At 77.6% G+C, this 1,818-nt stretch carries 2 protein-coding genes; both read right to left on the reverse strand.

The annotated features are described in order from the left end of the window. A partial coding sequence (locus tag PLP61_RS16905) for a ComEC/Rec2 family competence protein (RefSeq protein ID WP_324503965.1) occupies nt 1-1,242 on the reverse strand: 1,242 nt, incomplete at its 3' end. A gap of 6 nt (nt 1,243-1,248) precedes the next feature. Beyond that, nucleotides 1,249-1,818: helix-hairpin-helix domain-containing protein (locus tag PLP61_RS16910; protein WP_324503966.1), on the reverse strand; the 570-nt coding region annotated here is incomplete at its 5' end.

Here is a 1,818-nt window from a genome sequence, read left to right on the forward strand (position 1 = left end):
GAGCCCGAGCACCGTCGCGGGGCCCACCACGGGCGCGGCCAGCAGGTTGGCCAGGACCGCCACCAGGCTCACCTGACCCGACAGCGCGGCGACGACCGGCGTGCACGCGAGCTGGGCGGCAGCGGGCACCGCCACCGCCGCGGCCAGCCACCGGGGCAGCCAGGTGGTCAGCGCGTCGCACCAGACCGGTGCCACGAACACGATCCCGGCCGTGGCCAGCACGGAGAGGGCGAACCCGGCCCGCAGTGCCAGCCACGGGTCCACGAGCAGCAGGACCAGCACGGCGGCTCCCAGGGTGCGCGCGCCGCGCTGAGCCCCGCCGGTACCGAGGGCGACCAGGCCGACCGCCCCCATGACCGCGGCGCGCAGGACGCTGGGCTCGGGGCGCGCGAGCAGCACGAAGCCGAGCACCCCCAGACCGGCGACCAGGAGGCGCCACCTGCCGTGCACCCCGGCCCAGCGGGCGAGGAGCAGCACGAACCCCAGCAGCAGCGTGAGGTTGGTGCCGGAGACCGCGAGCAGGTGGGTGAGGCCGGTGGTCGCGAAGTCGTCGGCCAGCTCCTCCGCCAGCCCCGCGTCGTCTCCCACCACGAGCGCCGGCACGAGGGCGCGGTAGCGCTCGGGCACCCCGGAGACGGAGTCGCGGAGCGAGGCGCGCACCCGGTCCGCGGCCCGCCACCACGGCCGGGCCCGGTCCACCAGCACCGGCGGGCCGCGCGGCCGGAGGACCGCCGACAGGTCCGCGTCCTGTGGCGCGGCCAGGCGTCCGGAGGCGGCGAGCACCGATCCCAGGCGCACCTCGGACCACGAGGGCTCGGCAAGGACGAGCACCGGGGCCGCGACCCGGAGAACGGCCCCCGACGCGGTGACCTGCCGGAGGCGCCCGCGGAAGGTGACGTACGGGCCGAACCGCCCGCTCTCCACCCGCGGGTCCGAGGTCACCGAGACCACGACGTGCACCGCGGCGCCTCGGTGGCCCAGCTCGGCGACCGGGTCGTGGGCGATCCGGTAGGACCGCACCGTGGCACCGCCGGCGAGGGCGGAGAACGCCGCGAGCAGGGTGAGGACCGTGCGCACCGGACGGCCACGCCGGCGCAGCACGACCACGCCCCCCAGCGCCAGCACGGCGGTCGACGCCCACACCGGAGCCGGGAGGGTGAGCGCGGCGAGTGCACCGACCCAGGCGGCGGCCGCGACGGCCGGCAGCCGCAGGTCGGCGCCGGACGGGTGGTCGCGGACCATCGGCCGTCACAGGGTGACCAGCGGAGCGATCCGGCTCAGGGTCGCCTCACCGATGCCGTCGACGTCCAGCAGCTGGTCGACGGAGGTGAAGCCGCCGTGCTCCTCCCGCCAACCGATGATCGCCTGTGCGGTGACCGGCCCCACCTCCGGCAGCGACTCGAGCTGGGTCTGGTCGGCGGTGTTGAGGTCGACCAGGGCGGCCGGCGCACCGGGCACCGGTTGGCCCGGGGCCGGGGTCGGTGCGGGGCCGGCGCCGCCCACCAGGATCTGCTCCCCGTCCACCAGCAACCGGGCGAGGTTGACCGAGCTGAGGTCCACCCCCGGCCGCGCTCCCCCCGCGGCCTGCAGGGCATCCACGACCCGGGCGCCCGCCTCCAGCACCACGATGCCGGGTCGGCGCACCTTGCCAGCGACGTCGACCACCACCTCGACCGACGGGGAGACGGCGGCCGACGGGGCCCCGACCGGCCCGGCGGGGCTGGGCTGGGGCCACCCGGGTCCGGTCCGGACCGCCTGGGCGGCCGGCGGCACAGGGCGCGGCTCCGTCCGCAGCAGCCACCAGCAGGTCAGTGCCAG

Origin of the sequence: Nocardioides sp. (genome assembly GCF_035429765.1) — a bacterium.
Taxonomy (GTDB): domain Bacteria; phylum Actinomycetota; class Actinomycetes; order Propionibacteriales; family Nocardioidaceae; genus Nocardioides.